The sequence below is a fragment of the Nocardia miyunensis NBRC 108239 genome, from assembly GCF_001613065.1.
GTDB lineage: Bacteria > Actinomycetota > Actinomycetes > Mycobacteriales > Mycobacteriaceae > Nocardia > Nocardia miyunensis.
In genome coordinates this window covers 236,159-260,001 of record NZ_BDBQ01000013.1, presented here as the reverse complement: position 1 = coordinate 260,001, position 23,843 = coordinate 236,159, and the positions used below count along the sequence as shown (strand labels likewise).

General features: G+C 65.7%; 24 protein-coding genes. 13 read left to right on the top strand and 11 right to left on the bottom strand.

Features of this window, described 5'->3' with window-relative positions; translation table 11 throughout:
• Nucleotides 1–31: 31 nt before the first annotated feature.
• Nucleotides 32–811, top strand: coding sequence for an IS21-like element helper ATPase IstB (istB, locus tag NM2_RS07835; protein ID WP_067665982.1), 780 nt, complete (start codon nucleotides 32–34; stop codon nucleotides 809–811).
• 151 nt (nucleotides 812–962) lie between these two features.
• On the opposite strand, the gene NM2_RS07830 is transcribed toward istB, so the two are convergent.
• Nucleotides 963–1,583: a 2'-5' RNA ligase family protein gene (locus NM2_RS07830; RefSeq protein ID WP_067665979.1), complete on the bottom strand. Its 621-nt coding sequence runs from the start codon at nucleotides 1,581–1,583 to the stop codon at nucleotides 963–965.
• 15 nt (nucleotides 1,584–1,598) lie between these two features.
• Nucleotides 1,599–2,045, bottom strand: coding sequence for a hypothetical protein (locus NM2_RS07825; RefSeq protein ID WP_067665977.1), 447 nt, complete (start codon nucleotides 2,043–2,045; stop codon nucleotides 1,599–1,601).
• A gap of 277 nt (nucleotides 2,046–2,322) precedes the next feature.
• On the opposite strand from NM2_RS07825, the gene NM2_RS07820 reads away from it, so the two are divergent.
• On the top strand, nucleotides 2,323–3,246 hold the full coding sequence (locus NM2_RS07820) for an endonuclease/exonuclease/phosphatase family protein (RefSeq protein WP_067665974.1): 924 nt from the start codon (nucleotides 2,323–2,325) through the stop codon (nucleotides 3,244–3,246).
• Nucleotides 3,247–3,490: 244 nt separating this feature from the next.
• On the opposite strand, the gene NM2_RS07815 is transcribed toward NM2_RS07820, so the two are convergent.
• Nucleotides 3,491–4,225 (bottom strand): hypothetical protein, encoded by a 735-nt coding sequence (locus NM2_RS07815; RefSeq protein WP_157120960.1) that lies wholly within the window; start codon nucleotides 4,223–4,225, stop codon nucleotides 3,491–3,493.
• Nucleotides 4,226–4,644: 419 nt separating this feature from the next.
• Between NM2_RS07815 and NM2_RS07810 the strand changes: the two genes are divergently transcribed.
• Genes NM2_RS07810 through NM2_RS51415 form a run of 3 tightly spaced genes read left to right on the top strand, consistent with a single transcriptional unit; the run spans nucleotide 4,645 to nucleotide 7,278 of the window.
• The gene (locus NM2_RS07810; protein ID WP_245717890.1) at nucleotides 4,645–5,085 is read left to right on the top strand and encodes a hypothetical protein; all 441 of its coding nucleotides are present in this window, start codon (nucleotides 4,645–4,647) and stop codon (nucleotides 5,083–5,085) included.
• A gap of 50 nt (nucleotides 5,086–5,135) precedes the next feature.
• Nucleotides 5,136–6,806 (top strand): site-specific integrase, encoded by a 1,671-nt coding sequence (locus NM2_RS07805; RefSeq protein ID WP_245717889.1) that lies wholly within the window; start codon nucleotides 5,136–5,138, stop codon nucleotides 6,804–6,806.
• Complete coding sequence (locus NM2_RS51415) at nucleotides 6,751–7,278, top strand: hypothetical protein (protein ID WP_245717888.1); 528 nt, start codon at nucleotides 6,751–6,753, stop codon at nucleotides 7,276–7,278. The genes NM2_RS07805 and NM2_RS51415 overlap by 56 nt, the downstream gene beginning before the upstream one ends.
• A gap of 583 nt (nucleotides 7,279–7,861) precedes the next feature.
• Here NM2_RS51415 and NM2_RS07800 read toward each other — a convergent pair.
• The gene (locus NM2_RS07800; protein WP_067665970.1) at nucleotides 7,862–9,232 is read right to left on the bottom strand and encodes a helix-turn-helix domain-containing protein; all 1,371 of its coding nucleotides are present in this window, start codon (nucleotides 9,230–9,232) and stop codon (nucleotides 7,862–7,864) included.
• A gap of 331 nt (nucleotides 9,233–9,563) precedes the next feature.
• Here NM2_RS07800 and dapF point away from each other — a divergent pair, with 331 nt between their 5' ends.
• From dapF to NM2_RS07775, 5 genes are all read left to right on the top strand, one after another.
• Nucleotides 9,564–10,352 (top strand): diaminopimelate epimerase, encoded by a 789-nt coding sequence (dapF, locus tag NM2_RS07795; protein ID WP_067665968.1) that lies wholly within the window; start codon nucleotides 9,564–9,566, stop codon nucleotides 10,350–10,352.
• A complete protein-coding gene (locus tag NM2_RS07790) occupies nucleotides 10,349–11,437 on the top strand; it encodes a D-alanine--D-alanine ligase family protein (protein WP_067665966.1) in 1,089 nt (362 codons plus the stop codon). Before dapF ends, NM2_RS07790 begins: the two co-directional genes overlap by 4 nt.
• Before the next feature lie 30 nt (nucleotides 11,438–11,467).
• Nucleotides 11,468–12,019 carry a cysteine peptidase family C39 domain-containing protein gene (locus tag NM2_RS07785; protein ID WP_218025871.1) on the top strand — a complete coding sequence of 184 codons (552 nt, stop codon included), beginning with the start codon at nucleotides 11,468–11,470 and terminating at the stop codon, nucleotides 12,017–12,019.
• Entirely contained in the window at nucleotides 12,016–13,410 is a 1,395-nt protein-coding gene (locus NM2_RS07780) for a UDP-N-acetylmuramoyl-tripeptide--D-alanyl-D-alanine ligase (RefSeq protein ID WP_067665963.1), read from the top strand. The genes NM2_RS07785 and NM2_RS07780 overlap by 4 nt, the downstream gene beginning before the upstream one ends.
• A 96-nt stretch (nucleotides 13,411–13,506) precedes the next feature.
• Nucleotides 13,507–14,013 carry a hypothetical protein gene (locus NM2_RS07775; RefSeq protein ID WP_157120959.1) on the top strand — a complete coding sequence of 169 codons (507 nt, stop codon included), beginning with the start codon at nucleotides 13,507–13,509 and terminating at the stop codon, nucleotides 14,011–14,013.
• A gap of 373 nt (nucleotides 14,014–14,386) precedes the next feature.
• Here NM2_RS07775 and NM2_RS52915 read toward each other — a convergent pair whose 3' ends face one another.
• Complete coding sequence (locus NM2_RS52915) at nucleotides 14,387–14,650, bottom strand: HNH endonuclease signature motif containing protein (protein WP_369690308.1); 264 nt, start codon at nucleotides 14,648–14,650, stop codon at nucleotides 14,387–14,389.
• Nucleotides 14,651–14,984: 334 nt separating this feature from the next.
• Nucleotides 14,985–15,752 (bottom strand): GIY-YIG nuclease family protein, encoded by a 768-nt coding sequence (locus tag NM2_RS07770; RefSeq protein ID WP_067665957.1) that lies wholly within the window; start codon nucleotides 15,750–15,752, stop codon nucleotides 14,985–14,987.
• Nucleotides 15,753–16,014: 262 nt separating this feature from the next.
• Between NM2_RS07770 and NM2_RS07765 the strand changes: the two genes are divergently transcribed.
• The gene (locus NM2_RS07765; protein ID WP_067665954.1) at nucleotides 16,015–16,599 is read left to right on the top strand and encodes a hypothetical protein; all 585 of its coding nucleotides are present in this window, start codon (nucleotides 16,015–16,017) and stop codon (nucleotides 16,597–16,599) included.
• Here the strand turns inward: NM2_RS07765 and NM2_RS07760 are convergent.
• On the bottom strand, nucleotides 16,585–16,884 hold the full coding sequence (locus NM2_RS07760; RefSeq protein ID WP_157120958.1) for a hypothetical protein: 300 nt from the start codon (nucleotides 16,882–16,884) through the stop codon (nucleotides 16,585–16,587). The two genes, NM2_RS07765 and NM2_RS07760, sit on opposite strands and share 15 nt — an antisense overlap.
• A 124-nt stretch (nucleotides 16,885–17,008) precedes the next feature.
• On the opposite strand from NM2_RS07760, the gene NM2_RS07755 reads away from it, so the two are divergent.
• A complete protein-coding gene (locus NM2_RS07755; RefSeq protein ID WP_218025870.1) occupies nucleotides 17,009–17,953 on the top strand; it encodes an FkbM family methyltransferase in 945 nt (314 codons plus the stop codon).
• Nucleotides 17,954–18,078: 125 nt separating this feature from the next.
• Here NM2_RS07755 and NM2_RS07750 read toward each other — a convergent pair whose 3' ends face one another.
• Nucleotides 18,079–19,500, bottom strand: coding sequence for a hypothetical protein (locus tag NM2_RS07750; RefSeq protein WP_067665949.1), 1,422 nt, complete (start codon nucleotides 19,498–19,500; stop codon nucleotides 18,079–18,081).
• Between the two features lie 438 nt (nucleotides 19,501–19,938).
• Here NM2_RS07750 and NM2_RS07745 point away from each other — a divergent pair, with 438 nt between their 5' ends.
• A complete protein-coding gene (locus NM2_RS07745) occupies nucleotides 19,939–20,460 on the top strand; it encodes an NUDIX hydrolase (protein ID WP_245717887.1) in 522 nt (173 codons plus the stop codon).
• Between the two features lie 128 nt (nucleotides 20,461–20,588).
• Here the strand turns inward: NM2_RS07745 and NM2_RS07740 are convergent, their stop codons facing one another.
• The 3 genes from NM2_RS07740 to NM2_RS07730 all read right to left on the bottom strand — a co-directional run bounded on the left by NM2_RS07740 (nucleotide 20,589) and on the right by NM2_RS07730 (nucleotide 23,607).
• On the bottom strand, nucleotides 20,589–21,497 hold the full coding sequence (locus NM2_RS07740) for a phosphotransferase (protein ID WP_067665946.1): 909 nt from the start codon (nucleotides 21,495–21,497) through the stop codon (nucleotides 20,589–20,591).
• Complete coding sequence (locus tag NM2_RS07735; protein WP_067665943.1) at nucleotides 21,494–22,135, bottom strand: GNAT family N-acetyltransferase; 642 nt, start codon at nucleotides 22,133–22,135, stop codon at nucleotides 21,494–21,496. Before NM2_RS07735 ends, NM2_RS07740 begins: the two co-directional genes overlap by 4 nt.
• Nucleotides 22,136–22,590: 455 nt before the next feature.
• Nucleotides 22,591–23,607: a hypothetical protein gene (locus NM2_RS07730; RefSeq protein WP_067665940.1), complete on the bottom strand. Its 1,017-nt coding sequence runs from the start codon at nucleotides 23,605–23,607 to the stop codon at nucleotides 22,591–22,593.
• Nucleotides 23,608–23,843 lie beyond the last annotated feature (236 nt).

Here is a 23,843-nt window from a genome sequence, read left to right as displayed (position 1 = left end):
CGGAAACCGAACCAGGACAGGGGGTGTCGGCATGATCGTCGATGTCGCGCTCGAACAGGCATTGCGGACGCTGAAGCTGTCCGGGATGCTGCAAACCCTGGAATCTCGTCTGGCTCAGGCCCGCGCTGGGGATCTCGGGCATATCGAGTTTTTGCAGGTCCTCTGCCATGACGAGATCGCTCGCCGCGAATCCCAGTCGATCGCCCGCCGGATTCGCCGGGCCCAGTTCGAACAACAGGTCACCCTCGAGCAGTTCGACTTCACTGCCAGCCCGAAACTGCCTGCCGCGCAGATCCGCGATCTCGCGGCGCTGCGATGGATGCCCGTCGGTGAGTCGGTCGTGCTCTATGGGCCCGTCGGGGTCGGGAAAACACATGTGGCGCAAGGGCTCGGGCATCTGGCGATCCGCCAGGGCGCCGAGGTCCGGTTCCTCAAAACCAGCCGCCTGCTGGCCACTTTGGCCGGTGGTCACGCCGACCGGACCTGGGACAAACGCCTGCGGGAATTCGTCCGGCCCGCTGTGCTCATCCTCGACGACTTCGGCATGCGCGAACTCACCGCGCCCCAGGCAGACGACCTCTACGAGCTGATCTCCGAACGCAGCGCCGCTGGCGGGTCGATGATCCTGACCTCGAACCGGTCGCCGGTCGACTGGTATCCGCTGTTCCCGAATCCCGTTGTCGCCGAATCACTTCTGGATCGGCTCATCAATACCAGCCACCAGGTGTTCATGAACGGGCCCTCCTACCGGCCCAACAAACGACCCGGCACCAAGAACCAAACCAAGACACCGAACAAGGAGGTCGGGTAGAACATCAATCAGGACCCACCACCTGCGGAATAACGTGAACGCGGGCACCGGGAATTGAGTGAACGCTGACAGTACGCCGATGCGGTGCATACGTCTGGTTCGGAACCCGCCGGCGGCTGCGGAACCGACGTGGGCCATCTGGTATCCATACTTACCCGAGGGGGATGATCTCGACGGTGTCCCAGGTCAGGCCGCCGGAATCCTTGTCAGCGTGGACGTCTACCAGCCGGAGCTCGTTGATCGCCACCGGTGCGTGCGATGGGTCGACCGCGCGCAGGTGTCGCTGGACCAGGTCGGAGTCGACCTGGCGGTAGCAGTACCCCAGTGAGATGTGCGCTTTGGAGATATCGGCGGTGGTGGCGTCTGCTCCGCGTGTGGCCTGCACGGCGGCGCGGATGCGGCGGTGCAGCGCGGCCAGCGGCTCGGCAGGGCTGATGTTGACCACTGCGCCCGATGAGGTGGACAGGCATCCAGCGGCCAGACCTGTGTAGGGCGGAGCGCCGGAGACTGCGGCGCGGACCGCGTTGGCCAGCTCCCGACGTTCGGCCGTGCTGATCCGCGCCGCCGGGGTGTCGGTGATCGCCTCAATGGTGATGTGCAGTGCGGGATCCGGGAGCAGCCTGATTGGGTCGGAGGCGATAGCTTCACGCCACCGTGAGATCACTTCGGCCAGTTCGGGATTGGCTGCAAGGTCGATAGGGGCGTACACGTGCAGAAAACTGGCCCGGTCCGGCCACGGCCGTCCCGCCAGCCCGAACTCGTACGGCTTCATGTCCCTCCACTACGGCTATATCGCTGCGAGCGGGATCGTCTCGCAGGTTTCGGGCAACCCGTCCTGACTCACAGGACCTGTCGGGATGTTCGGGTGTACCAGCACGAGGCCGGGATTGATCCACATGGTGGTCTTCTCCGGGAGCACCGTTCCGATATCCCAGCGGATACTCGCGGCGTCCAATGCGCGCAGCAGCGAGACATCACCCGGGTCGAAGTCGCAGTGGACATTCCGCGCGTACGACATCAGACCTCGCCCCAGCGGCGGGTCGGCCGCGGGTTCGTAGGGCATGGCCGGTTGCGGCCAGCACCAGCGCGGCTCGCGTATCCGGCGCAGCAGATCCTCTCGCAGCGCGGCATGAAACGTGACGATCTGCTCGATCGAGGGATCCGGCCACGGCGAGAGCCTCGCAGTCCACCACCGTGCCGCAGTCTCCGCCTCACGTACCCCATCCGATTCCACGGATATCAGCCTGCCACAGTGACCCGGCAGCGAAAGCCCAACCGGCGGAATAGATCCTCTTGCCCGCCGTCGTCGCGAAGTGTTCTGAACGGACGGCCCTGGACCACACACCAGGGCCGTCCTCGACCGCTGTCCCGATGTAGGGGACGGGACCTCGGTCTCACCGAAATCATGCCAACCTGCACCGACAACTCACTCCCACCAACTACGCCCGTCAAGGCAAACTGCATGCGACCACGAAGATCACGACCTTACTGCCCCGGGGAGGGACTCCACGATGATTCGGCAACGGACGAGCTCGAACCACGTCAGGTTCGCCAGCTACAACTTGCTCGACTACGGGCTGCTCGACAGCCCCGACGAGCTGCAGCGCCGCGAACTCGTACACGAGACCATCCGGTCCACGGCTGCGGATGTCGTGGCTGTGCAGGAGTTGCGTGCTGAAGGACCCGAAGAAGGCACGCGCGCCGCGGCGCTGCTGCGGGAATTGGCCGAAGCGACCGGAATGAGTTGCGAGCTGCCCGACGGCAGCGCAGCCGTGGCGTTGGGCAACGTGAGCTTTCACGTTGGCCTGCTTTGGAATCCCGCGATCGAAGCAGTGTCCTGGCGCACCTGGTCGGGCCGCCAGTTCTGGCATTCCTGTGGGCGGGTCGTGCTCGATGTCGGCGGGCCGCTGGTCGGGCACGCGGCCTTCCACAACCGGCCGTTCGGCCGCTACGCCCGCGCCGACGAAACCGAGCGATTCGCCAGCGTCCTGCTGCGGCCGCACGACGGCTATCCGACGATCGCCGGTCTCGACGGCAACGTGACCTATGCGTGGCGCAACCCGGACGGCAGCTGGTACGACCCGGACCCGTTCGCCGGTCAACCGGTCAACCGCGACACCATTCACCAGTGCACGTGGACCTACGACGAGACTGGTGAACGTGTCTTCGCCGTCGACCGCGGTCCGGGTGAAATCCTCGCCGTCTCAGGGCTGATCGACGCCGCATTCGCCACGGGAGCCCCTTATGCCGCCACGACGGGGCACTGGTTCCACGATCAGGTCGATCGCAGGATCGACGCGATCCTCGGCACTCCCGAATTCGCGTCCGCGTTCAAGTCGTACGCCGTTGACCACAGCGATCTGGCCAAGAAAGCCAGCGACCACCTGGACATCTCCGCCGACTACGACGCTCAGGCTCTTTGCTGCTCCCCCTGAATCACCACAGCCCTCCGGCGGGCCAGCTGGGCTGCACATTCCAGAGACGGCGCCGGGGGCTTTGTTCGTGCGGGTTGCGCCGACGGCGATGATTTCTTGGACGGCGCCGATGTCCGGTTCGGCGTGATCACGAAAGGTGCTTACCCTGAGAATGATTCGGATGCTGTCTTCTGGGTAACGGGTTTCTGGAGACAGACGCTATCGCAGAGATCGGTCCGTCGTCTGGTCGTGGTGGCGGGGTGATCTATCGTCGCCGTTTGCCGCTGAGTGTGTCGAGGGATTCTTGGACGGTGTTGCTGATGCGCTGGGATTCGGTGGCGCGGGCGATGGTGTCGAGGTGTTTGCGGTAGGCGCCGGCGGCCATCGCCGCGGCGAGGTGGATCGCGGCGATGGGTTCACGGCGCGCGGCGCGTTCCAGGGTGGGCACCATTTGCGAGAGGCCGCCCGCCATCATGGCGTTGAGCAGGTCGGTTGCGATGAGAGGTGCGGTGGCTTGGTGTGCGGGCGGGCACATCGGTCCGAGTAGGGGTTCTGCGTCGGTGACGACTTCGACGAAGCTGCCGCCCCCAGCGTCGGCCATGATCCGGGCCAGTTGCTCGCAAATCCAGCCGCACGCGCGCGGTGCATCGGACGGGCGCACGTGTCGTAGTTCCTCGGCGCACAGCCGCGCCCACGATCCGGCGAGGGCTTGGGTCTGCTTGAGCAGGCGAGCGGCGTTGCGGCGCTGGTGGTATTGCTCGGTGGTCTCGTCGGATGCTTGCGGCGCGAAGTGCTCCATCGGCACGTCGAATCCGCCGTCACCGGCGTAGGCGTAGTAGTTGAGCAGGAACAACCCGGCGTGCATGACGGTCTCGAGTTCGCGGCTCGCCCAGGTCAGTCCTGGAGCATCACGGCGTGGCCACGGCGCGTCGGGGGCCATACCGATGACTCGGCGAGGACGCCGGTCTCCGCTACGTGGTCGCCTGGTGTTGCTCGCCATTCCCGCCACTCTATTCGGTACGGGACCTGTACATGGGTTCGGCCGATCAGTCCCGGCGGGGACGCCGCGCGGTGGCCGGGAGTGGTTGGTTCGGTTGCGACGCCCCACCCAGTAGATGCGGGACCGGCTGCCCGACAGCATGTTTCGCAGAATCTTGCCGCAGGCTGCCTCACGCGGAGTGCCGGGCGGCGGCTCCCCGCTGCGGATCCAGCGGTCGCGCATCCGCACCACCCATCACGCGATGCGCGCCAAGAGCGCCTGGACGGGGAACGCTCGCGCCACCATCGATCCGAACCACAGCGCCGGGGTGGAGGGGGGACCACTATCTGACCGCCACCACCCCAGGCCAGCAGCACGCCGTCGACACGATCATCGAGGACGCACAGCACGATCTGCTGCGCCGGGCACACCCGCCCACGGTGATCACCGAGGCGGACACCACTGCCCTTGCCCGCGGATATCCGCAGCTGATCGCCGCGATGAGCATGGATGACACCGTCATCGGGGAGCTTGTGGGCGGAGCGCGCGACGTGTTCACCGCGGCCTGTGCCGATCAGCTCAGTGGCCTGCACGGTCCGGCCGGCAAGCCCTGTCCTGCCCGTCCATGGGTTTGTCTGCTGTGTCCGCTGGCGGTGTTCGCGCCTCGGCACGCCGTGAACTTGTTGCGGCTCAAGGCATTCTTCGCCCGCCAATGGCGGCAGATGCCCGCTGCCCACTTCATGGCTGTCTTCGGTCCTTACGCGGCACGAATCGACCACATTCTCCACCGGTTCGACCCGGCCGACCTCGCCGCCGCGGCCACCCATATCACTGATATGGACGACGAACTGCCCCTACGCCCCGAGGAACTCACCACATGACGAACGCAACTACCCGCCTCACACATGATGCACCGTCGACATCGCCGTTCATGAGGGCCGACGTCCGCGAGCTGGCCGGACTGTGTCTGCCTGACGGCGCGCGCCGCCCCATGTTCGACGAGGACTCTTGGGACTTCACCGTGATCGGACTTCCGGTCCAGATGGGAAAGGCCAGCCGCCGTTTCGAATTCACCGCAATCCGCGCCAGCCGGTGGCGGCTGGTCGCGAAGGAGTTGATCCTCGCGTTGCTTGCGCCGCAGCATCCCGCTGTCGCGGCGCTGCCACGGGCATACCGAACACCGCTGCACCTGGCCAGCTGCAGCGCCCGGCTCCGCGAAATCGTCCGGCTGTTCGCGTGGCTCGACCAGCGAAACATCTCCTCGCTGACAGCGATCGAGACCGACACCTGCGAGGCATACCTGCAATTCCGCCGCTACGTCACCGCCGACAACGACACGGTCGTCGGAGAGCAGAGTGGCACGACCGGCCGCGGTGCCGCGCAGAGCATCATCGATCTGGTCGACTACCGTGACCTGTTCACCGCCGATCGCGTCTCCGCCGACCTGCGGCCCTGGGGAGGAGCCACCGCCTCGACGGTCGCGGACATGCGTTCCGGTCATGAAGGAAACACCACCCCTGCTGTCCCTGGCGAGATCCTGCAGCCGATGCTGGCCGCCGCTGTGCATCTGGTCCAGGTCACCGGCCCCCACGCCGTCGCGCTGCACACCCAGATGCGACAGAGCAATACCACGATCCGGGCCGTGGAGAAGGCCGGGCTGCCCAACAGCAGCCCGACGGCCATCGACGACATCCTGGAGACCTTGGCCGACTACACCAGGACCGGTACACCGCTGCCGATGCTCGAAAACCACGACGTCACCCGGCGACTCAACAACGGCTGGTCCCCCGAGGATCCCCTACTACCCGTCGCGACCAGCGTCATCGCCCGCCACGCCGGTTACACCCAGCTCTGGCGACACTGGTTGCCGACACTACGTGAACATCTCACTGCCGCACTCGAAGTGGTGGGGGTAGAGCCGTCTTTCGCTCGCGGTGCCGTTCCCGTTCCCGCGGCCGACGGCAGCGGCGACATCCCCTGGGCTCTGCCTCTGCACCGCTCTCAGGCCGTCGCCTTGATCGGAATCGTCCGCACCGCTGCGATAATCCTCCTGGCCGCAACCTCGGGCATGCGGTCGAGTGAACTCATGGAATTGCGTGTGGGCTGCCGACGACCGATCGAAGAGCCGGTTGCCGGGCTCCAGCGGTTCCGCATCACCAGTAAAATCGTCAAGGGCCAGCCGCTCGGCGGCACCGAGGACGAATGGGTCGTCATCGAGCCCGCCTATCGTGCAATCGAACTCGCCGAACACCTCCATGATGATCCCCGCGAGGGAGCGCTCCTGTTCGGCGGTCGATTCTCCTTCGAGGCCCGCTACGGATCGTTCAGGAACTGGGTGAACTCTCCATCGGCAGCACGCCTGGGCCTGGCTCCTATTCCCGAAGGTCCAGTGTCGATGAGGATGCTCCGACAAACTCTATCGCTGGAAATGGCTTACCGCCCCGGCGGTGTCCTCGCCACCAAAATTCACATGAAACATTGCCTCGGCCACGACCGAAGGCTACGTCTCCAAACCCGGTGGGGCACAAGCAGAATTGCTCGCCGAGGTGAACAAGCACGAAGCCGACCGCAATCTCGGCTTGATCCTCACCGAGTTCCGTAACTATCAACAAGGCATCCTGCCAACCGGCCCCGGCGCCCGGGGCCTGATCGAATTCTTCGCCGACATCGACCAGAACCCGGCAATCGAGCCAGCCGCGCCGAAGATCCAGCGCAACGATCGCGACATCCTCAACCTGCTGTCCAAACGCTCCGAGGTGCTGCACCTGGGCCCGGCGAACTACTGCTGGTTCACCGATCCCACCCGAGCACTCTGCCTCAAGCTCGCCGGCACCCCGACAGCGACGAAACCGCTGATCGGCATGTGTGACTCGGCACGATGCCCGCAAGCCACCCACCACCCGATCCACCGTGACGTCTGGGCCGAACACGCCCAACGCACCAAAACCTTCCTCGGCCAGCTCGGCAAGACCCGCACCACCGAACGCGAACGACTGACCTCCGACCACACCCGCCCCCAGCGCATCGTCACCGCCATCGACACCGCAGCCCGAGGAGCATCCGATCAGTCATGAGATTCACCGCTGAACAACGAATTCAGAACGAGAATCGCATCCGCGCGGCCATGGACCGCTTGCTGCGCGGCGAGATACCGCCCGGCGGAGGCTGCGACATCAAAACCCTCGCGACCAGGCAGGCGTCGACCGCACAGCCTTCTACGGCGACCGGCCCTACGCACATTTACGCGTCGAGTTCGAGCACCGACTCGCGCAACTGCGGCAGAACACCGGCGAATCCGCGGACCCGAAAACCGCTCGCATCGAATGTCAGAGAGCCGAGATCGGCAAACTCAAACACCGTCTGGCACAGGCAGAGTCGACGATCGAGGATCTTTCCGACTTCCAGTCCCGCGCCCTAGCCAGAATCGCCGCCCAGCATGAGGAGATCCAACAACTCCGCACCGCCGCGTCCCCAACCCCGGCCGTCACCCGTCTGCCATCTCCCCGACAGACAATCATCGGCCCCTGTTGAGAGAAGCCGCTGCCGAACCCGGACGATCGAGTCGCGGGAAAATGCGAGCGCATGGCTCCGGCAATTGCCGGGTCGGCGTCGTCACATGTACCGCAGGGGATGTCGATGCCCGGATCCGGAAATCGTCTATCCGATGCTGGTTCCACTGCGATGGGCGAATGAGTGCAGTCCGGGCAGATTCGTGGAAGCGGGGTGGCGGATGAGGCTGCGGGTGATCTGCTGGATCGGGGTGCGGTACCGAACTTCGTCGGGTGCGGCCTTTTCGGCGGCGAGCAGCGCGCGGTAGCACAGCTCGGGTTTGTCCCATTGATGGAAGGCGCGCGCAATATCCGACCAGAACCGTGCGCGCCGCTCAGGCGAAGCAATAGCGGCCGGGTCGATTCGCTGTGCGAGTTCGATGGCGGCACCGGCGTCCCCGAGGACCCGCGCGATGCTGATCCGGTAGAGCCCGGCAGCGGTGGTCCCGAACCCGAGGGATCGCGCGCTGTGGTCGAGTCGGGTTGCTGCGCTGATCGATTCGTTGATCAGGGTTGTCGATGTGTCCCGGTCGCCGTCGACAGCGGCAGTATAGGCCGCGGTGGATAGCAGGGAGCCATAGACCGCGAGGTACTGAGGTCCAGCTCCGAGCTTGGGTTGTAGGAGTGTGGCTGTGTCGATGATCAGGTGCCCGGCGGTGTCGGCGTGGCCGGTGCGGCGCAGCACGATCGCCCAGGCCCGGCGGGCGGCGGCCTGAACGAGTAGGTCGTCGCTGTTGTGTGCGATCTGCATGGCTCGGTCGGCGGCGGTCCAGGCGAGTTGGTCGCGTCCGAGTTTGACGGTCACTTGGGATGCAAGCGTGTAGATGCGGGCGAGTTCTGCACTGCGGGAGGTGATTTCGTCACCGCGCTCACCGGCTGCATAGGTGGCGATCGCGGTCGTCAGGAGACCTGGAAGGGCGTTGGCGACCTCCGCGTAGCGGCCGAGGTCGAATTTCGCTCGCGCGGCGGTGATGTCACCGTGCAGCTTCGGGATGCTCGCAGGGATACCGTGTGACGGTGCGGTCAGCAGGACCTGCTCGAGGGCCTGTAGCGGGTCGGCCGACGGGTGCGGCGACGCAGCGGCGACGCTGAGGGCGGTCGTGCCTGCCAGACCGGTGAGCCCGGTCAGCAGCGTGCGACGACGCATATCGCTCTCCTCGTCCAACCCTGAGTTGAGCCCGACGATAGCGGGGCTTCGCGCGATGCGCACCGATCGAGGTGGAGTGTCGGCTACTCCGAGCATGTGCGGCGGAATGTCCAAGGCATCAGCCAAGGTGCGCAGCGTCTGGATATCGGTGAGGTGCTGGATTCCGCGCTCGAGTCGGGACAGTGTCGCGGGCGAATAATTGATGCGGGCCGCGACGTCGGCCAGGGTGAGATTTTTCGCTCGGCGCACGGCACGCACGACCGCGCCGTAGTCGCCGGAATCGGCGGCGGCGCGGACGGCGACGGTATTCCAGATCGCGCGGGCCTGGTCCATCCTGTCGTCCCTTGCTCAGGCCGGGACATCGAGCGTATCGGGCCATTTACCCACCGCGCCACCGCAATTGCACGATCTGCAAACGACGGTCGCACCCTGCAATGCTGCTGGTCGGGAGTGCGTGCGCTGCCGTGTGCTGGACATACCGCAGCCGCTCACCCCTTATCCGTGCTGCGGTGGAGGAAACATCATGCCCACCAGCGCACTTACGTCTGTGTCGCCGCCGACGATGGCGGACACAACCTTCCCTGTCGGCCGCAACCCGCGACCCGCTCAGCTGGCCTGCGACGACCCGCGCGCGGTTACGGCGCCAGCAACCAGATTCCGCAAAATGCACGGCGCCGGGAACGATTTCATCCTTGTCGCCGACTCCGCAGACATGTCCGGCGCTGATCTGCCGCAGCTCGCGCAGTGGTGGTGCGCTCGGCGCACCGGTGTCGGTGCCGACGGGTTGGTGATCACCCGTCTGATCACCGGCGACGTACTGCAGGTCAGGTGTATCAACGCCGACGGCTCCGAGGCGAGCATGTGCGGCAACGCGCTGCGCTGTGCCGCGTGGTGCGCGGCCCGTGACCACGCACTATCCGAGCCGGCGATGGTGATGGCGGGTGTCGTGCATCACGCACAGGTCGGACGAGACCGGACGTGGGTGACTGCGAACCTGGGTGCGGTGCAACCGGACCTGGTGCAGGTCGTGGTGGGCGGTCGCCGCCTGAGTTTCGACGCAGCCTATACCGGCACCGAGCATGTCGTAGCGGTGGTCGAGGACGTCGAGGACATCGACGTGGAAACGGTCGGCCGCCAGGTCCGCAATCACCCCGACCTGGCGCCACGCGGGGCAAATGTGAACTTCGTGCAGCGCGTGGGCCCTCGTCGAGTCCGGCTGCGGACCTACGAGCGCGGGGTCGAAGCAGAGACCTTGTCCTGCGGCAGTGGTGCGGTCGCGGCGGCCGTGATCGCCCACCGGCACAACCTGATCGACCTCGACGCCGCCGAGCAGGTGATCGTGCACAACCGGGCCGGAACCCCACTCGTCTTGCGCCCCCACCCCGACTCACACACCACCGCTTTCTGGATCGGTGGACCCGTGACCTGCGTGTTCGAAGGAGAACTCTCGTGAGCACCCCGATCGCTCCAACCGATGGCCGCCCGATTCGCCGGGCTGCCGAGACCCTGTATGCCTGGCATCAGGATCTCGATCGACCACTAAGGGTGGCGCTGATCTCCGGCGGGCTTTCCGCCGAGGACCAGCTCTATCTCGCCGACAGCCCTGTCGATCAACTGTCGGTAACCGCGCTGACCGGCACTCTGGCCGCGCTGGGTATCCGGTTCGCGGTTCTGGATCCGCGTGATTCCTCGTTCGTGCAGCAAATTGTGGAGTACGACGTGGGGTTGTCGAATCTGCACGGCCCCTACGGCGAGGACGGCAGGCTACAGGGCCTGGTGGACTGGCTGCGAAAACCCCTGTGTGGCAGTCCCGTGGCCGCCTGCGCCGTGGCCGCAGACAAGATCCTGTGCAAGCGGATCATGGTCGGGCTCGGCGTGCCGACCCCGCCCTGGCAGGTATCGATCCCCGGCGCCGGGGCCGAGTGGCGAGGACGGGCTGCAATGGTCAAACCGTCACTCGGCGGGTCAAGTCTGGGCATGAGTCTCGTTCACGACCGCGCCGCCCTACTGCCTGCACTCGAGCACGCCTGGGATGTTGATCGGTCACCGGTGCTGGTCGAGGAGTACATCGAGGGCACCCCGGTCACCGTCGGGCTCCTCGAATTGCCGGGCGGGGTTCTGGTCTTCCCTCCGCTGGCCACCGTGGTCCTCGCCGCGGACTTCTACGACGCCGATGCCAAGCTCGACGCCGACTCGGCAGGCCGAGTCACGCTCGAGCGCGCCGACTTCCCGAAGCCGGTCCTCGATGCGGTGGTGTTCCACGCCCGCCGGCTGTGGGACGGATTGGGCTGCCACGGTGCGGCGCGCGTGGACTTCATCGTCACCTCCGCTGGCGGGGTGCATGCGCTGGAGGTGAACACCACCCCCGGCCTGTCGCGCGAGAGTAACTTCGTCACCGCCGCTCGCTGGTGCGGCCTGGACTTGAACGAAGTCGTGCTGGCGATGCTGCACGAGGCGATGACCCGCCCGGCGTACGATGTGCCCTTGCCCGACCCCGAGTTCCACACGTCGGCGCCCCTGTCCCCACCGGCTGCCTGACCGGGCCCCGTCGCGGAGGTTGCACTGCCTGTGTCCGTTGTTCACGACGTCCCGCTGTGTCGGCAGCTCATCGACCCGGCCGAATGGAACCAGCACGGTGGCTCAGAGCTCGGCGACCGGATGGAGTGGTCGAACCGGGCGTGCGGAATGGCAGCGCTGCGCATGATCCTGCTCGCCTACCAGCGGCCCGCGCCGGTGGTCACCGAGCTGGTGAAACTCGGCGTCGAACGCAACGCACTGACACCCCGCGGATGGTTACACGCCGGGATCGCCGCACTGGCAACCGAATTCGGAGTGCTCGGCCGCGCCGAACCCGTCGCGGCCGAGGAACTCCCCGACCGCATCGCCGCAGCACCGCTGATCATCAGCGTCACCGAACAATTCCCGACCGACGGCCGCACCGGCGGTCACCTCGTGGTCGCCTGCGGCGTCGGTGACGGCCCGGATCCCGCTGTGCATTTCCGCGACCCGTCAGCGTGGGGACAGACCAATGACCAAGTGCGGTTGACCAGGCTGGTGAAGTCCTACTCCGGCCGGGCGATCACCTTCGAACCGTACGGCCGGGCCGGGGCGCGGGCATGATCCCCCTGACCCTCGCCGAGATCGCAGAAGCCACTGGCGGCACCATTCACGACGCACCGGATCCGCTGCGGCAGGTCACCGGCCGCAGTTCCGCCGACTCCCGCGCAGTCGGCCCCGGCGGCATATTTGTGGCGGTGCGCGGTGCCCGGGTCGACGGACACGACTACGTTCCCGACGCGCTGGCTGCAGGTGCTGCGTGTGTCCTGGCCAGCCGCCCGGTCGGTGCACCGGCAGTCGTCGTCGACGACGTGGTCGACGCCCTGGGTCGGCTGGCCCGCCACGTTCTGGGCCGTCTGGGTGCGCAAGTAGTTGCCCTGACTGGTTCGGCAGGCAAGACCACCACCAAAGACCTGTTGGCACAAGTACTGGCCCAGCACGGTGAAACCACCTGCACCCCAGGCTCTTTCAACACCGAAATAGGGCTGCCGCTGACTGTGCTCGGCGCCGAGGAGTCCGCCCGCTACCTGGTGCTGGAAATGGGTGCCCGCCACCAGGGCGATATCGCCTATCTCGCCTCGCTGACACCGCCGAGTCTCGGGGTCGTGCTCAACGTCGGCTCTGCCCACATCGGCGAATTCGGCGGGCGTGAAGCCATCGCCGACGCCAAAAGTGAACTGGTCCAAGCACTGCCGCCTGCTGTGGATGGCGGTGTCGCGGTCCTGAACGCTGATGACGACCTCGTTGCCGCGATGGCCAGCCGGACCACCGCGAAGGTCGTGACCTACGGCCTCGGCGAGTGCGCCGACATCCGGGCGGCCGATGTCCGTCTCGACGCTGGCCGAGCGGTGTTCACGCTGCTCACAGCCGACGGTTCGGCGCCAGTGGCGTTGCAACTGCTCGGCGCACATCAAGTCCACAACGCGCTCGCCGTCGCCGCAGCGGCCCACAGCCTCGGCATGACGGTCGACGCGATAGCGGACGCCTTGACCACGGCCCGGCCGATATCGGCGGGCCGGTTGGAAGTTCTCGAACGCAGCGACGGCGTCACAATCGTCAACGACGCCTTCAACGCCAACCGCGAATCCACCCGCGCTGCCCTGCAAACCCTCGCCCACCTCGCCCAAGGCCGGCGAACTATCGCGGTCCTGGGCGATATGCGTGAACTCGGCAGCACGGCCACCCAAGCCCACCGCGAGGTCGGCAACTGCGTCTCCGATCTCGGCATCGACACCCTCGTCACCGTTGGTAGCACCCATGAGATGGCCGCGCTTGCCGATGGTGCCCGTCAGGGCCGCATACCGCCACGGATAGAGTCCGTCGACGGTCCGGATGCACTGCTGCCCTTGCTGAACGACCTGCTGACGAGCGGAGACGTGGTGCTGATCAAGGCGTCGCGATCGGTGGGGCTGGAGAAGTTCGGCAACGTCCTGCAAGCCTCGGTCCGGGCATAGGCAACTTCAGCAGACGGAAACATCCGTGACGGGCGGTGATGAGATGGGATGCCGTCCGCGACCAGCCGCGGCGTGCGGGTCTGCCACGATTCTCCGGTGAGCACTTTCCTAGTCAGCCATGCGACCGCGACCTACTGGTACCGCGAGGCAGTGCATCAGCTGCAGGCTGGGATCTGGGTCCCGACCGAGCAAGAGACCACGGTCGCCGCGTGGTTGAGCCGAGCCACCCGCTGGCCGACTGCCACGTTGCCGCCCTACGAGGACACCGAGTTGTGGTGGCGGTTGCAACAGATGACGACGTGGGCGGGCGCCGTCAGGCTCGCCATCATGGCCGGCGGGTGGCCGGTTCCCCAGGAGGCGGGTCGGCCCTGGATCCCCGCACCGCAGCCCGAGCAGACCGTCACCCTGTACGACATCCTGACCGCTGTCCTGCAGCTTGCGATCGTCAGCGAGCAATGGGAGCGACAGCACACCCCCGCTTCGCCGATCCACGAAACGCCTGAATTCACCGATCAACTCGCCCAGATGGAGTGCTTCTTCATCGGCTTGGGATCGATCGGTGAACTCTTCTACGCGATCGGATCGGGCGAGGTGTCCGCATAGATCTCATATCGCGCCCGCCGAGCGGTCAGACTTTCGCCAGAGCAGATTCCAGCCAGCAAGTTGGTGATATGCATCACATCATTCTGGTTTTATCGCTACACAGCAGACGAACGACATCATGAACCTGTGTCGACACCTGAAGCCGGAACTGGGGTGTGACCCGAATACGCCAGAAGTCGAACGCACCTGGAACCTGTCCTGGCGCAGTATCTTCCGGCCCCTCGAGATCGACCTGAGCCTGGACGGGAAACTGCCCGAACGGGCTATGACGACTTCTTCGCCCTGGTCCTTCCACCCGACGACGAATAACCACACCGAACAAGCAGCGGGGAGCCCCGGCCACACGCCCGAGGCTCCCGCAGTACGCCTGGAGTCATCTCGCCCTGTTCCACTCCGCGGCTACCTTTGTGCTTCGTGTCAGGCTGAATTCCATGGCCCTTCTCCCGATCGGCGTGGATTCGGGGCCGGTGAACCACTGGGCGAGAGTTTGGCCGTTCTTGTCCAGATTGCATTCCGCGCACGATGGTTCCAGGTTGTGAGGGGAGCTATCGCCTCCGCTCGCTATCGGTCGAACATGGTCGATGCAGGTAGCGGGGGCACCGCAGTACACGCACGGCGAGCCGGGCGCAAGGATCATCCTGCGAAGCGGTTTGGGGATATACCGCGCACGTTCCCGGCAGCCCTGACACCGCCCGCTGAACCCCTGGTCATAGTTGATTTCGCCGCGACATTGCACGCAAACCGACGGTTCCCCGGCGGCTCGCCGAGCGCCCCGCCGCGCCAGCCGGTCCGCTTCGCGTCGCGCGCACGTGGAGTGGAAATCCGCGCCTGTCTTGCTGCGAACAGTCTTGCCGCAGTGGATGCAAGCGCGTGTGGTGTAGGCGGTGTCCACGGGATCGGTCTCCTGGCCAGCGCCGATACCGGCGGCGGTGTAGTCGATCATGTCGAAGTCGCCCGGAATCGGACGCCGTCTATTCGGCGATCTTGAATTTCCTGGTGTACCGGATCTCCTGGAAACTCTCGTACTCTCCTTCACGTCCCAGGCCCTTCAACAGCGCCTCGAACTTCTTCGCGTTCAGCGTCGGCACCAGCGACAGTTCGAACAGCTCCGGTTCCCGCGCCTGGACCAGATCGGGACTGATGCGGCGGCTCTTGACGTCGGTCTCCCAGGTGGCTACTCCCTCGATGCCCGCGGCGGTGCCGATGGTGAGTTTGAGTTCGGTCTCCACCCGCGCCCGCGCGGCGACAGCCCGGTCGAACTCCTGCTTCGCCCGAATCTCCTCGTCATGCAGCTTGATCCACTGACTACGCAGCTCGCGGGTCTGCTCGTCACTGGGCAACTCGGTCGGGTCCGGTTCGATGGCTTCCAACTCCTCGGTCCGGCGCTGCTTGGGCAGATCCTCGGTGACCCAGGTCCGGCAGTCGGAGAACAGTTGCGCGGCTTCGGTTTCGGTGAGGTGGTAGATCTCGGTTCCGCCCTCCGTGCTGCGCCGATGACCCCATACGTCCTTGATGTGCAGCTCGAGAGCCTTGTGCTCGTCGGTTTCGATGGCATCGAACAACTTCAACGGCTGGTCGCACGAGGTTTGCAGCGAGGATCTGCGTTTCTCGGGCGTCATCGTGGTCTGGCCGATCTTGAACTTCTCCAGCGCCCCGAGGCGAAATGCGTAGATGTATCCCACGGTGGTCAATTCCTTTGCGTCGGTGGAACCTTCGGGCGACGATCGCCCGATCTGCATACCGGATACTCCCACGCGCCACCGACAGGTTTCAGATTGAAAAATGCCCCATTTCAGCAGGTAGGGCGGTCGGTTTGCTTTCCCGCGCTGCCCGACTGTTGGCGATTAGCAGTCGCTCCCGAACCCCCGAGCGACAGACACCGGCCTCAGCTACCAGATCCCGCCATTGCCTCTTCTGGCGTATTCGGGTCACCCTTCGAACTCGGCCTTGCCGAATACAACACGAAGCCGACCACACACGGCCACTGCGAAGACAAGGGGCATGCTGGCGATCACGCTCTACGCCCTCGCTCTCCGTGACCAGCAGCCGATTCCCGAGGTGACGTTGAGCCGGATCCTGGTTCCGCTGCTGGACCGAGACGATTTCCTCGCCCAGGCGAAGGTGCTGTCGGCTGCGGGGCACGATCTGGACACCGACACCGCCGCCGGGTCCGACACTGGCGAGGATCCTGTTGCACAGCAGTGGAAATGGCTGCTACGCACATGGGATCCGCAGGAGACGCCGGGAGCGCGGTGGGACGGAATGACCCGCGGTATCGCGCGAGGGCTGGCTGATCCGGCGATCGATGTGCTGCACAGCTGGGCACGCGGGGCGGTGGAAGTACCACTGGTGGCGCAGCGAGGCGGCCTCGCGCACCGAACGACGGTCGAAGTCACCACCGGCCCGCACGCCGGTGTTGTGGGCCACGTGGAAGTCGCGGTCTTCGAGCGTGCTGCCGATGATCGGCACGACCTGGCGCCGGGTCCGCCGGCGCGTTACGGCGTCAACCTCGGTTCCGATCACGGTTTCCGCATCGAACTGATTGCCGCCGAACACATCTCGGTGATCGAATCACATCCCGCGTGAGGCCCGCCGTGGTGCTGGCGAGCGCGTCAGGACTGCTGGTTTCCGAACGCTGTCCTCGCGCTTGCACCGGGCCACGACCACGAGCCCGAGGGCCGCGAATGCGGCCAGGCACACGCCGTCGACACCGGCCAGCAGTAGTCGCCCGCCTATACTGCCCGGCGCTACCGTCACCGTGATCGCGGCGAGCATCACGAACAGGACGGCCGGAACAGCGATCGCGCCGCGCCGCGCCGCGTTGACATCGGCGTCGGCCGGTGCGTGCGCCCTCTGGAGGGAATCGCTCATGAACGCAGTGTAATTCAGCGACGCACGGTGCAGTTCTCGATTCTCCTCGCCCGCCCGCCACCGGTTAGGGTGAGTGAGCATGGTTCCAGTGACAGCGGTTGCGTACCAGGGGGAATGACAGACAGTGGAGGATGCAGCCCACAGTAGGTCGGCTCCCGCGATCGTGTCGGATGTGCTGGGGACGCTGGGACGAGGGTATGTTCGCCATGCCGCGCCGATCCTGGTGCCGGGCTTGCTCGCTGAGTGGGTCAATCGCGTTCTTCGGTCCCAGCCGCGGGAGCGTCTGGCGCGCACGCGCTCCGGAGAGCGAACCATCACCGATTCCGGCGACCTGATTCAGCGTTACATCGCGCTGTTCGGGGTGTGGGAGCCACATCTGAGCGCCTGGCTCCGCACACGACTACGTCCCGGCGACGGCTTCGTCGACGTAGGCGCCAACATCGGAGTCTTCACGCTGCTGGCCTCCGCGATGGTGGGCGAGCACGGCCGGGTCGTGGCGCTGGAAGCCTCACCGCAGTTCCACCGGCGCCTCGTCGAGCACACTGATCTCAACGGCCGCGCCAACGTGCGCGCGGTGAACACCGCGGTGTCCGACCGGGACGAGGAATTGACGTTCATCCTGGCCAGTACTAGCAACCTGGGGGCCGCCAGCATGGTGCCCTACGACGGTCCCGCCGAATCGGTGTTCACCGTGGACGCTCGCCCGTTGACCGACCTGCTCACCCCCGACGAGATCGCCGCGACGCGAATAGTGAAAATCGACGTCGAAGGGGCCGAAGGCCGAGTGGTGCGGGGCCTGGCCGCGCTGCTGGACCGGCTGCGGCCCGACGCGGAGTTCGTCATCGAGGTCACTCCCGACCGGATGCGCCGCATCGGCGATGACGTGGACGAGCTGTTGACCATCATGCGCGACAGTGGTTTTCACAGCTACCGGCTGCCCACCGACTACCGTGCACGCAGTTACCCGCCCGCGCTGCGCCACCCACAGCCACCGGTGCGCTGGCGTGGCCGAATCGAAGACGAAACCGAACTCGTCTTTTCCCGCATCGACGCCGAAACGCTTCGCTGACCTGCCTCACCAGGTGGTTCCTACGACGTGGACTCTGCGGGTCGGATCGTAGGCGCACAGCGCTGATTCATCTCGACCAGCCCCGTCCGGGATCGCCGTGGTCGGGCACCGGCGTGTTCAGGGCGCTATCGGCGTCCCTGCTTGCGTGCCTTCCGGGATGCTTTGCGGGCCTTCTTCTTCCGGGCGTCTGCCTGCCGCGCCGTAGCTGACGGTGCGGGGGTTGTCTGGGAAGTCGGTGCCGGGGCCCGGCGGGACGCGGCCTCGAAGTCCGCGATATCGCCCTGGGCGAGCTTCATGCTCGCTTCGGACAGATGCCGGAACTCGGCGCGCTGGTCGGGCACGCAGGCGGGGATCTGGTAGAGCGCGCCAGCGAATGCCGCCGCCAGATGCAATGCTTCGTACGGCTGGTCGCGTGCGGCACCGACGATCCGCAGCCGAGCGCGCTCGAGCGGGACAACACCGTAGGCGACGGTGTCGAGTGCGCGCTGCACATCGGCGCGGCGTTCAGGTGCGACCAGGCCGTCCAACAGCACCGTCATCGCCGGGAGCAGGTCGCCGATCGTGGCCTCGTAGCGGCTGGTGGTCCACCAGTCGGTGGCGATGGTGATGATCGCTTCGACCGCGTCGCCGGCGTCGGAGGGCCGGATGTGCATCAGCTCGTCGGCGACCTCGGCCGAGTAGTCGGCGGACATCACGTGGGCTTCGGAGAAGTCTTGTGCCAGCTGCGTGCGTTGGGTGTAATCGGCGTCGGATTCACCGGGCAGGCGTGGTGCCACGAGCCGGTCGGGCAGGTCGAGTTCACGGTCGTCGATCGAGCACAGGTAGTGCACCAGCAAAGTCCGACCACCCAGATGCCCCTGCATGACGCGCACGGCCCATTGCGGATCGCCGCGCTCGGGCTGCGGTGAATCAGCGGCCATATATTCCGACAGCTCGTAGGGGCGCGCGGGCCGGTAAGGCTCGCGCGCTTGGGAACTTGCTTCGATGACGTACCGCAGCGGTGTGGAACCAGCGTCCCGCACCTCGTCAGGGACATGGGTGAGCAGTGCCAGCGCCACGAGGGCTTGGCCGTCCTCACCCCGCTCGTACCAGGCCCGCTCACCGGTGCGCCCTGCGGCTGCCGACTGCTGGCCCGCCAGCGCCGGGCCCTCGTGGCGGCGGCGGTCGATCTCGTCCATCATCCGATGGAACTCCCTGGACAGCGGTTCGCCTTCGGCGGGGACGACCGCCTGGTTGAACGGCGACAGACACGACAGCGAGTCCATCAACCGGCCGGTCGCCAACCTCTCCCACAACTCCATGCCCGATAGATTTCCTAGGTCCGAAGGCCCGTTGACGGTGAGGTTTTCGCGCCAGGCGTAGTCCGCGAGCGCGTAGGTGATCAGCATGGTCGGCACATCGAAAACCTCGTCGGGCATCGTGCCGTCGGCGTTGTGCCGGGAGACCGACAGCTCGCGCATTGCCGCCGCGTAGGTGTAGGCCGCACTCCACGGTGTGGTCGAGTTCGCGGCCTCCCCGCCGTGGGGGCCCGTGTTGGTTCCGGTCATGCACACAGCCTCTCAAGTCGATCACGGACTCGCTGAACTACCGTCCAGACACCGGCAGACCGGAGGGCGGCAACGATTTTCACCGCTACCCTGCTGGCGGTGCACGGCGAGGTGAGGGCAGCGTAATCCGCAGGTCAGCTCCGTCGGTGGTGCGCACGTACAGCACGCCCGGCTCCCATCAGCCCTGGATCCCGATCGCCGCGCCTCGAGAACCACTATCTCGCCGCCACCGGGCCCGACCGCCAACGGCTCCAACTCGACTCGCCACACCCACGCGACGCTAACTCGCGCGTCCAACTCGGACAACGCGTTTCAGACACCTCCAACAGTCCGCCCGGCCGCAACGACGGGAAAGCGGCACTCGGGGCGGGCCCGAGTCCATACGGCGTAGCGCACCCCCAGCCGAAATGTCGGTGTGCACCGCTAGCCTCGGCGATCGTGGGTGCGGTGGGCTGCGGCCCCGACGTGGAGGGAGCGGTTCTCGTGCGGTACGGAACGGTGGTGGATGTGCATCTGGTCCTCATACGCAACGGGCAACTGTTGTGGTCGCGCAGGGCCAACACCGGTTACGCGGATGGCCTCGTCGCATTGGTTTCCGGTCACCTGGAGCAGGACGAAGACGTCCTGGACGCGGCAATTCGCGAGGCGCACGAGGAGGTCGGGATCCGCATCCGGCGCCACGATCTCCAGTGTGTACATGTGGTGCACCACCGCAACGGATCCGATCAACCACGGCTCGGCTTCTTCTTCAAAGTCGAACGCTGGCACGGAGAACCGACCAACCAGGAGCCGGACAAATGCTCAGAACTCCTGTGGCGCAACATCTCCGACATCCCCGAGGACGCGGTGCCCTATCCCGCCTCAGCGATCCACCGAATCCTGCAGGGGGACAGTGTCCTGAGTATTCACGGCTGGGGCGACCCCGCGGTGCCTGTCATCGAATACCGTGCAGGACAATAGATTTTCTGCGGTGACAGTTGTTGAGGAGCATGAGCGGCTGCTGCACAGTCATACCGGCAACGGCATCTGGCTGCTTGCGATCCCGGACACCAGCCGACCCTCGAAGACAGCTAGCCTGGAAGGCTCTCTCACCGGCGATCCCGGGCCAGAGCTTGCAGCCTGCGCCGGGCCTGCTCGAGGACCGGTCCGAGAACGGTGAGGGCGTGGTTACGCACTGCTGGTTCGCCGGGCAGGTCGCGATGCATGCGCACCTCACGCACAGCGATCACGATGAGGTTGACCGCGAAGCCGATCTCGATCGCACCCGCGGTGACGATCGCGTCGATGCGATCCCGGATCGCGGGGGTCGCGGCACCGAACAAAATGTAGGCCACCGCCAGGTCGTAGCCGGGAAGGAAGTATCCGGCGAATTCCCAATCAATCACTGTCGCAGCCGATTCAGCCATCATCACGTTCGTGGCCAACAGGTCGCCGTGGTTGAACTGATCAACCGGCCCAGCCGCAGGTAGCAGAACCTGTAATGCCGCGTGGTCCTCGTCGGTCAGCAAGCCCAGCCGGTGGTACCGCGCCACCCTGTCCCAGTAGTCACCCACCGGACCAACCCCCACCGCTCGGGGAGGCTGCCATCGGGTGATCGCCGAGATCACAGACAGAATTGTCTCGATCTCCCGATCGGTCAGCCGACCTCGCGGATACCGGGCTTGGTCCAGGCACCGTCCCGCCACCCAGTCGAAGACCATCACCCTCGCGTGGTCGGTGTGCCGCAGACGTGGAACAGTCACCGGCACAACCGCCCCCGGCGCGGTGAACACCTGATTGACCCCGATCTCCCGCTGCCACGCGGTAATCCAGAAATCATCCACACCCTCGCGCAGCACCTTGACCGCGACACGCGCCTCCTCGCACCAGCCCGCGAGCACCACCGATTTCTCGGTCCGCGAGACGATCCCGCAGGGGCAGACACCCACCGAGCCGAGCTCGTCGAACACGCGCGACGGGATCGACCAGCCATCGCTCCCGGTGTCCCGGTTGTTCACCGTGGCCTCGACTGTTCCGGTTCGGCCCGGTCGATACCGTACGGCTGATGGCCGGTCGGCCAGGGCCACGGCTGACACGGGGTGCGTGGATCCTCACGCGCGAGTGTGGCGATCCAGCCGTCGAACGCGCCGTCAGGTTGCACGCACAGCCCGCGAACGCGGCCTTCCAATCGGAATCCGTTGTGCCACGCTGTCTTCGCCGATCCCCAGTTCCCGACTATGGCCCGCCACGTCATGAGCTTCTGGCCGTCGTGCCCGAACGCGTAATCCAGCACCAGCGACAACGCGCGGGACATCAGCCCATGACCACGGTGGTCGGGATGCAGCCCGAAGCCCACGACCGCTGTCCCATGTCCGGACGGTCGGTAGTCGATCGTCCCAGCAAACCGAGTCTCATTGGTGACGGCCCAGATCCGGCGGGAAGTAGACGTGTGCTGCGTCCAGCTCGAGCCGGCGAGCTCGAGGAACTCCTGTGCGTTCCGTTCGGTGTACGGCCGCGGAATCGTGGTGTACCGCACCATATCCGGATCTACACATTGTTCGACGATCGCGGGCAGGTCCTCGGGGCGATGGGTACGCAATACCAGCGAGCCGCCGTCGCTCAGGACAGGAACATCGTCGGGGAATCGGAGCACCATGGCTGCTAGCACACCCGGCATTGCTCCGCACAGCAACCCATTTTCCGGCCCGACCATCGAACACGCGCATCCGCGGACAATCCCGTTCCGCTGCGGCCGCCCCAGGTACGAAGCCATTACAGTGCATCGAATCCGACAGTGCACCAATGTTATTGGCTGATCTACTGACGGGCGTGGTTCGGATATCGGGTTGTGGTGGGTGTCCACGGCGATGAGCCGTGTTCAGTCCTGTGCACCACCGTCTTCGCCCCCTCAAGCAGCCACTAGTTGCGACGTGTCGTCAGGTTGGTTACACCGGTGGTGATCTCGAAGGCGAGTTGCTCAGGCCCGAGGACCGGTACAGCCGTCACAGCAATACAAGTCTCGGCGAGTCGGTAAGGTGTAACGGAATCCGGCTGGCGGGCGGTCGATTTCCGAAGCCAGAGGTGGGTACGACGCTGCAGGATCGGCTCTGCCTACCTGAGCCGCCCGACCGGCGGGATCTTTACCGGCTTCTTCAAGCCTTCTTGCAACATCTTGCGCACGAGTGGTTCCAGTCGCTCGCGGGCTACGGCTTGGCCCGCGGACTCCATCCTCTGTCGGGGTCGTTGGCCTGTGTCGCCAAGGTCGATACCCGGTGGCATTGCTGGTGGCGGCGGAATCACGTGCAGTAGTAGGGAGGGGATGGCGATGTTGCTGACATACCAGTGCAGGTTGTCGAGCTCGGGCACAGGTGCGACCCACACCTGACTGGTCGGCCGTTGGATGGCGACGACCGGCCATACATCGACCACCACGGGGGTGCCGAGCGGACAAGAGATCAAGACATCGCCCACGGTAAGCGTGCGCAGGGCCCGGTTGTTGCTTCCGAGTGGCGCATTGATGTCGTCGACAATCCCCTGTGCGGCGGCGACCCGCAGAGCGCGGTGCTTATCGAGATTGGAGTACCGCTGTAGCAGCACCATTGGATGCTCGACCACCATTTGTGTGCCTGTCAGTTCCGCGAACCGCTGACTGGTGGACCCCATGCCCGCCGCACTGTCCGCGTACGGTTGGAGCTTCTGGATTCGTGTCCCCAAGGTCGTTCCGGGACCGAGTTCAGGTACTCCGCGCTGGACTCGTTGCTTCTGCCAGTCTTCGAACCCTGCGGCGTCCTTGGAGACCGGCATGGCGACCGCGTTGGCCTGCTTTTCCGACAGTGGTGCGCCACGCCCGGTTTCGACCGTGTAGTAGACAGTGTTCTCGATCGCAGCACGCAGATGATGCACGGCCTCGCTGAACATCAACGACATCATCGGGGGGATTGGGCGAACGGCTTCAACCGTCAGATCAAGCTGATTGGGCTGAGTCTCCACTGGGGCCAGCTCCAGCGGATCGTTCTGGGACCAGTTCATCGCGAGTTGGCCCAGCTCGAACACCAGCCCATCCACGCGGGCCAGTCGCAGCGCCACTGAATCCAGGTCTTCCGGCAACCAGGCCATCCAATTCGCCACCCCTGCAACCCTACTGCCGAGATTTCGGATGCTCCACGAGCGCCACGGCAGTGGTAGCGCCTCCCGAAGCCGGCGACTCCGAATGCGGCTCGTCTTTCAAGATCGCCATCGTGGAACCAACGTCAGGTCAGCCAGCGATCGGAGGCACCGACGTCCTACGATGGCACGCCTAAGTCGGCCCCGGGCTTTACGGCCGTTGCTGGTGGCGAATGCCGTTGGTTTCGTGGGCACATCGA

Bases quoted from the DNA above. Each gene is read 5' to 3' on its own strand.
- istB (WP_067665982.1), top strand. From the start codon at position 32: ATGATCGTCGATGTCGCGCTCGAACAGGCATTGCGGACGCTGAAGCTG.
- NM2_RS07805 (WP_245717889.1), top strand. From the start codon at position 5,136: ATGAGGGCCGACGTCCGCGAGCTGGCCGGACTGTGTCTGCCTGACGGC.
- NM2_RS07750 (WP_067665949.1), bottom strand. From the start codon at position 19,500: ATGACCGGAACCAACACGGGCCCCCACGGCGGGGAGGCCGCGAACTCG.
- NM2_RS07735 (WP_067665943.1), bottom strand. From the start codon at position 22,135: ATGGTGCTCCGATTCCCCGACGATGTTCCTGTCCTGAGCGACGGCGGC.
- dapF (WP_067665968.1), top strand. From the start codon at position 9,564: ATGCACGGCGCCGGGAACGATTTCATCCTTGTCGCCGACTCCGCAGAC.
- NM2_RS07770 (WP_067665957.1), bottom strand. From the start codon at position 15,752: ATGCAGATCGGGCGATCGTCGCCCGAAGGTTCCACCGACGCAAAGGAA.
- NM2_RS07820 (WP_067665974.1), top strand. From the start codon at position 2,323: ATGATTCGGCAACGGACGAGCTCGAACCACGTCAGGTTCGCCAGCTAC.
- NM2_RS07780 (WP_067665963.1), top strand. From the start codon at position 12,016: ATGATCCCCCTGACCCTCGCCGAGATCGCAGAAGCCACTGGCGGCACC.
- NM2_RS07800 (WP_067665970.1), bottom strand. From the start codon at position 9,232: ATGGACCAGGCCCGCGCGATCTGGAATACCGTCGCCGTCCGCGCCGCC.
- NM2_RS07760 (WP_157120958.1), bottom strand. From the start codon at position 16,884: ATGAGCGATTCCCTCCAGAGGGCGCACGCACCGGCCGACGCCGATGTC.
- NM2_RS07830 (WP_067665979.1), bottom strand. From the start codon at position 1,583: ATGAAGCCGTACGAGTTCGGGCTGGCGGGACGGCCGTGGCCGGACCGG.
- NM2_RS07765 (WP_067665954.1), top strand. From the start codon at position 16,015: ATGCTGGCGATCACGCTCTACGCCCTCGCTCTCCGTGACCAGCAGCCG.
- NM2_RS52915 (WP_369690308.1), bottom strand. From the start codon at position 14,650: ATGATCCTTGCGCCCGGCTCGCCGTGCGTGTACTGCGGTGCCCCCGCT.
- NM2_RS07815 (WP_157120960.1), bottom strand. From the start codon at position 4,225: ATGGCGAGCAACACCAGGCGACCACGTAGCGGAGACCGGCGTCCTCGC.